Source organism: Hydrogenophaga sp. (assembly GCF_051007235.1).
In the GTDB taxonomy this organism is placed as follows: Bacteria; Pseudomonadota; Gammaproteobacteria; order Burkholderiales; family Burkholderiaceae_C; genus Hydrogenophaga.
Window position 1 is genome coordinate 1 of sequence record NZ_JBPCSJ010000156.1, and the last position, 5,388, is coordinate 5,388.

Annotated in this window: 6 protein-coding genes and 1 tRNA gene; all 7 read right to left on the reverse strand. The window is 68.2% G+C overall.

Annotated elements, in window-relative coordinates; translation table 11 throughout:
• Positions 1-1,083, reverse strand: a 1,083-nt coding sequence (locus ACR2JA_RS05700; RefSeq protein WP_434008142.1) for a hypothetical protein, incomplete at its 3' end; no start/stop codon positions are given.
• Between the two features lie 116 nt (positions 1,084-1,199).
• A tRNA-Ser gene (locus ACR2JA_RS05705) sits at positions 1,200-1,287 on the reverse strand.
• A 41-nt stretch (positions 1,288-1,328) separates the two neighbouring features.
• Positions 1,329-1,997 carry an urease accessory protein UreG gene (gene ureG, locus ACR2JA_RS05710; RefSeq protein WP_434008143.1) on the reverse strand — a complete coding sequence of 223 codons (669 nt, stop codon included), beginning with the start codon at positions 1,995-1,997 and terminating at the stop codon, positions 1,329-1,331.
• 11 nt (positions 1,998-2,008) lie between these two features.
• Positions 2,009-2,740 (reverse strand): urease accessory protein UreF, encoded by a 732-nt coding sequence (locus tag ACR2JA_RS05715; RefSeq protein ID WP_434008146.1) that lies wholly within the window; start codon positions 2,738-2,740, stop codon positions 2,009-2,011.
• Complete coding sequence (ureE, locus tag ACR2JA_RS05720) at positions 2,706-3,281, reverse strand: urease accessory protein UreE (protein WP_434008144.1); 576 nt, start codon at positions 3,279-3,281, stop codon at positions 2,706-2,708. The genes ACR2JA_RS05715 and ureE overlap by 35 nt, the downstream gene beginning before the upstream one ends.
• Positions 3,282-3,301: 20 nt before the next feature.
• Positions 3,302-5,020 carry an urease subunit alpha gene (ureC, locus tag ACR2JA_RS05725; protein WP_434008145.1) on the reverse strand — a complete coding sequence of 573 codons (1,719 nt, stop codon included), beginning with the start codon at positions 5,018-5,020 and terminating at the stop codon, positions 3,302-3,304.
• Positions 5,021-5,040: 20 nt separating this feature from the next.
• Positions 5,041-5,346 carry an urease subunit beta gene (locus ACR2JA_RS05730; RefSeq protein ID WP_434008147.1) on the reverse strand — a complete coding sequence of 102 codons (306 nt, stop codon included), beginning with the start codon at positions 5,344-5,346 and terminating at the stop codon, positions 5,041-5,043.
• Positions 5,347-5,388: the final 42 nt, after the last annotated feature.

Here is a 5,388-nt window from a genome sequence, read left to right on the forward strand (position 1 = left end):
GGCCTGGAGCATGTCCAGGAGGTGTGTGTTGCGCAGCGGCGCGCCGGTGGGCAGCTCCAGGCGCACGTCCAGTTCGTCGGCGGCGTCCTGCTCGATGCGCAGACGCCCGCCGTGCAGCTGCAGGATGCGCTGCGTCAGCGGCAGGCCGATGCGCAGGCGCTCGGGTTCAGGTGGTGCGCCCGCGGCCGGCGGCGCCGGGCGGAAGATGGCGGCCGCGTGGTGGTTCAGGGCCGCGGCCGAGAGCACGCCCATGTTGTGGATGCTCACCAGCAGGTGCTGCCCCGCGGCGCGGAAGTTGACGCCCACGGCCACCGGCTCGGTGCTGTTGACCCCCTCACGCGCGTGCTGGATCGCGTTGTGCAGGCACTCGTGCAGTGCGCGGCGTATCAGGCGCTGGCTGCCGTACACCGGGGGCAGGTCCGCCCGATCCCCTTCGATGACGAAGCTCGCGCCCTTGGCCTTGGCCAGCGGGGCCAGGTCCTGCGCAAAGCTGCGCACCATTTCTGGCAGCAGCATGCGTTCGTCGCCGATCAGCACGTCGTCGCCGAACACGTTCACCAGATCGCTCAGCCGTTCCAGCCGCTCGTGCAGGGCGCGAACGGACAGGGTCAGGTTCGCCGGCTGCTCGGGCACGGCCTGTGCCAGCACCTGGCGGATGGGCGGCTCCAGGTCGGCCTTGATCAGTTCCATGATTTCCTGCAGCGACAGGCGGTTGCTGGCCGGCGCCGCTTCGGCGGCCAGGCTCTCGTCCGGCTCGACCGCCACCTCGGCGACCGCCATGGCCACCAGACCCGCGATCGGGCGCGGGGCGCAGCGGCACTGCAGGCGCGCCACACCGTTGTCCGACAAGGCGTCGACGCGCATGTCCAGGTGCAGCACCACCTTGCCGGCGGCGATGTCGCGCACCAGGGCCAGCACATTCGGGTCGCTGCCCAGCAACAGCGCCGGACGGCACGGCATCTGCTTGGCAGCCTGGTTGCTGAACACGACCTGCCCCTGTGCGTTGAACAGCAGGATGGGACTGGCAACAAAGTCCAGCAGGGTCAGCAGCGGGTTGGATGACGGCGTTGGGGTGGTGGACATCGCGGCAAGCCCGCTGGGAAACGATTCCACGAGGGCTTGCTGGCTTTATCGGCACTTGCGGCCGCGTCTTGAGCGCCCACAAAAAACCCGGCACCAGGCCGGGTTTTGTGATGTTCTGGCGGAGAGCCAGGGATTCGAACCCTGGAACCCTTGCGGGTTGCCGGTTTTCAAGACCGGTGCAATCGACCACTCTGCCAGCTCTCCAGGCCGCCGATTGTATGTGAGCGCCAGAGGCGGCGCCGGCGTCAGGCCGCGGCGCTGGCGGGCGCGAGCATGCCGCGCTGCTCGATGAAGCGCACCACGTCCTGCACGCCGTCCAGGGTTTTGAGGTTGGTCATCACCCAGGGGCGGCGCGCGGTGTCGGGGCGCATGCGGGCCGTGTCCTGCTTCATCACCTCCAGGTCGGCGCCCACGTGCGGGGCCAGATCGGTCTTGTTGATGACGAAGAGGTCGCTTTTGGTGATGCCGGGGCCGCCTTTGCGCGGGATTTTCTCGCCCGCGGCCACGTCGATCACGTAGATGGTGAGGTCGCTCAACTCGGGGCTGAAGGTGGCGGCCAGGTTGTCGCCGCCGGATTCGACGAACACGATGTCGGCGTTCGGGAACTCGTCCAGCATGCGGTCGATGGCTTCGAGGTTGATCGAGCAGTCTTCGCGGATGGCGGTGTGCGGGCAGCCGCCGGTCTCCACGCCCATGATGCGTTCGGCCGGCAGCGCGCCGCTGATGGTGAGCAGGCGCTGGTCTTCCTTGGTGTAGATGTCGTTGGTGATGGCCACCAGGTCGTACTGCCCGCGCATGGTCTTGCAGAGCATTTCGAGCAGCGTGGTCTTGCCGGAGCCGACGGGCCCGCCGATGCCCACGCGCAGCGGGGGCAGGGTCTTGGTGCGGTTCGGGATGTGGTGCAGGGCGCTCATGGTGCAAGCCTTCAGGAACGGAACAGTCGGGAATATTGGGTTTCGTGGCGGGCGCTCAGGATGGCGAGCATGGGGGTGAAGGCCTGGCGCTGGTGGTCGCCCAGGGACAGGGCGTGTTCGACGGCGAGCGGGATCTCGGCGATCAGGCGCGCCAGCATGCGCTGGCCGGCGCTTTGCCCCAGTGGGACGGACTTGATGGCCGCCTGCACCATGTTTTCGGCCCAGCCGAAGGCGAAGCCGCTGAGGCTGTCGGTCAGCGCGGCGCCCGAGGCGGCGGCCGCGCAGGCCATGGCCACCGGGTAGGTCGGGGGCTGCAGACCGGCGGCCTGCAACTGCTCCAGCACGCCCCCGCCCAGCGGGCCGAGCGATCGCGCCCATTCCACCAGCGAGCGCCCCATCTGCTCGGTCTGCAGGCGAAATTCCTGCGTCTCGCGGGTGCTCAGCACCCAGGCGTTGAGGTCGGCGATGCGCGCCAGTTCGTGGGCCTGCCAGGCGGGAATGGCCTGCGCCACCACGGCCAGGTCGCTGCGGGCCAGCCCCAGGTGCAGCTGGTCGACCAGCCAGTCGGCGGCGCTGGGCTCGTCGGTCACCAGGCCCGCGTCCACTGCCGCTTCCAGCCCTTCAGAGTAAGAAAAGCCACCCACCGGCAGCGCGGGCGAGGCCAGCCACAAGGTGCGCAGCAGGCCGGCCACCGGCCGGGCGGCCAGGTCAGCCATGGGCGTGCGCGTGGGGCCCGTGATCATGGCCACGGGCGTGGTCATGACCGTCGTCGTGTGCGTGTGCGTGACCGCCACCATGGCCTGGCGCATAGGCGCCGCCTTCGGGTTCAAACGGTTCGCGCACCTCGACCACGGTCAGGTGCATGGCGCGCAGCATGTCGGCCAGCACGTGGTCGGGTTCGATCTTGAGGTGGTCGGGCCGCAGTTCGATCGGCACGTGGCGGTTGCCCAGGTGGTAGGCCGCGCGCATCAGGTCGAAGGCCGGGTCGTGGGCCTGCGCGTGCTCGTGACCATGGTGGTGGTCGGTGCAGGCGGTGATCTTGAGGACCGGCTGTGCCGCCGCGATCACGCGCAGCAGCGATCCGTCCTGCGTCAACAGCACGTCACCGCCGCGCACCACGGTGCCGCGCGGCAGGAACACGCCCACGCGGCGGCCGTCGGACGACTCGGTGTCGAAGCGGCTTTTCTGGCGCACGTCCCAGTCCAGCGTGACGCTGGCGGCACGGCGCACCAGCACCGGTGCCAGGCCTTTGCATTGGGGAACGAGTATGGAAACCTGGAGCATTTTTCTTCCCTGTTGTGCTGTCAAAACAGGAAGTATCGCTGTGCCATCGGGAGTTTGCTGGCGGGCTCGCAGGTCAGCAGCACGCCGTCGGCGCGCACGGTGTAGCGCTGCGCGTCGATCTCCATCTGAGGCAGGTAGCTGTTGTGCACCATGCTGGCTTTGGTGACGCCGCGGCAGTTCTGCACCGCCACCGTGGTCTTGGCCAGACCGTAGCGCTGCGCCACGCCGGCCGCTTGGGCGGCCTGTGACACAAAGGTCAGGCTGCCCCTGGCCATCGCGCTGCCGAAGGCGCCGAACTGCGGGCGGTAGTGCACCGGCTGCGGTGTGGGAATGGACGCGTTCGGGTCGCCCATGGCGGCCAGGGCGATGCTGCCGCCCTTGAGCACCAGGGCGGGCTTGACGCCGAAGAAGGCGGGCTTCCAGATCACCAGGTCGGCCCACTTGCCGACTTCCAGCGAACCCACGATGTGCGACATGCCATGGGCAATCGCCGGGTTGATGGTGTACTTGGCGACGTAGCGCTTGACGCGGAAGTTGTCGTTGCGGCTGCTGTCTTCGGGCAGCGTGCCGCGCTGGCTCTTCATCTTGTCGGCCGTCTGCCAGGTGCGGATGATCACCTCGCCCACGCGGCCCATGGCCTGGCTGTCGCTGCTCATGATGCTGATGGCGCCCATGTCGTGCAGGATGTCCTCGGCCGCGATGGTCTCGCGGCGGATGCGGCTTTCGGCAAAGGCCAGGTCTTCGGGAATCGAGGCGTCCAGGTGGTGGCAGACCATCAGCATGTCGACGTGTTCGTCGAGCGTGTTGACGGTGTAGGGCATGGTCGGATTGGTGGACGAGGGCAGGAAGTTCGCCTCACCGACCACGCGGATGATGTCGGGCGCGTGGCCGCCACCCGCGCCTTCGGTGTGGAAGGCGCACAGCGTGCGGCCCTTGGTGGCCGCGATGGTGTCTTCCACGAAGCCCGACTCGTTGAGCGTGTCGCTGTGCAGCGCCACCTGGGTGTCGGTTTCTTCGGCCACGTCCAGGCAGTTGCTGATGGCACTCGGCGTGGAGCCCCAGTCTTCGTGCAGCTTCAGGCCGATCACGCCGGCGTCGATCTGCTCGCGCAACGGCGCAGGCTGGCTGGCATTGCCTTTGCCCAGAAAACCGATGTTCATGGCAAAACCATCGGCCGCTTGCAGCATGCGTTCGATGTGCCAGGGGCCGGGCGTGCAGGTGGTGGCGAAGGTACCGGTGGCCGGGCCGGTGCCGCCGCCGAGCATGGTGGTCACACCCGAGGCCAGGGCCTCGTCGATCTGCTGCGGGCAGATGAAGTGGATGTGGCTGTCGATGCCGCCGGCGGTGACGATGTTGCCTTCGCAGCTGATGATCTCTGTTCCGGCGCCGATGACGATGTCCACGCCGGGCATGGTGTCCGGGTTGCCGGCCTTGCCGATGGCGACGATGAGGCCGTCCTTGAGGCCGATATCGGCCTTGACGATGCCCGAGTGGTCGACGATGAGCGCATTGGTCAGCACCGTGTCCACCGCACCTTCGGCGCGCGTTCTTTGCGATTGCGCCATGCCGTCGCGGATGGTCTTGCCGCCGCCGAACTTGACCTCTTCACCGTAGCCACCCGCGGCCAGGGTGAAGTCCTTCTCGACCTCGATGATCAGGCCGGTGTCGGCCAGGCGCACGCGGTCGCCGACGGTGGGGCCGAACATGTCGGCATAGGCGCGTTTGGGAATGCTGGCCATGTCAGGGCTTTCCTTGGAAATCAGAGCTTGCCCTGGGTCAGGCCCCGGAAGCCGTGCACGATGCGGTCGCCCGCGAAGTCCACCAGCTCGACGGTGCGTTGCTGGCCGGGCTCGAAGCGCACGGCCGTGCCGCTGGCGATGTTCAGGCGCTTGCCCTGTGCCGCCGCACGGTCGAAAGACAGCGCGGCGTTGGTTTCGGCAAAGTGGTAGTGCGAACCGACCTGCACCGGGCGGTTGGCGGTGTTCTGCACCACCAGGGTCAGCGGGGCGCGGCCGGGGTTGAGGGCGTGCTCGCCAGCGTCGACGAAGAGTTCACCGGGGGTCATGGCCGTGCCCTCAGATCTGGGCGAACAGGTACAGCCCAGCCC

Excerpts from the sequence above, each read along its gene's own strand:
- ureG (WP_434008143.1), bottom strand. The coding sequence starts at position 1,997 with ATGAGCGCCCTGCACCACATCCCGAACCGCACCAAGACCCTGCCCCCG.
- ACR2JA_RS05715 (WP_434008146.1), bottom strand. The coding sequence starts at position 2,740 with ATGATCACGGGCCCCACGCGCACGCCCATGGCTGACCTGGCCGCCCGG.
- ureE (WP_434008144.1), bottom strand. The coding sequence starts at position 3,281 with ATGCTCCAGGTTTCCATACTCGTTCCCCAATGCAAAGGCCTGGCACCG.
- ureC (WP_434008145.1), bottom strand. The coding sequence starts at position 5,020 with ATGGCCAGCATTCCCAAACGCGCCTATGCCGACATGTTCGGCCCCACC.
- ACR2JA_RS05730 (WP_434008147.1), bottom strand. The coding sequence starts at position 5,346 with ATGACCCCCGGTGAACTCTTCGTCGACGCTGGCGAGCACGCCCTCAAC.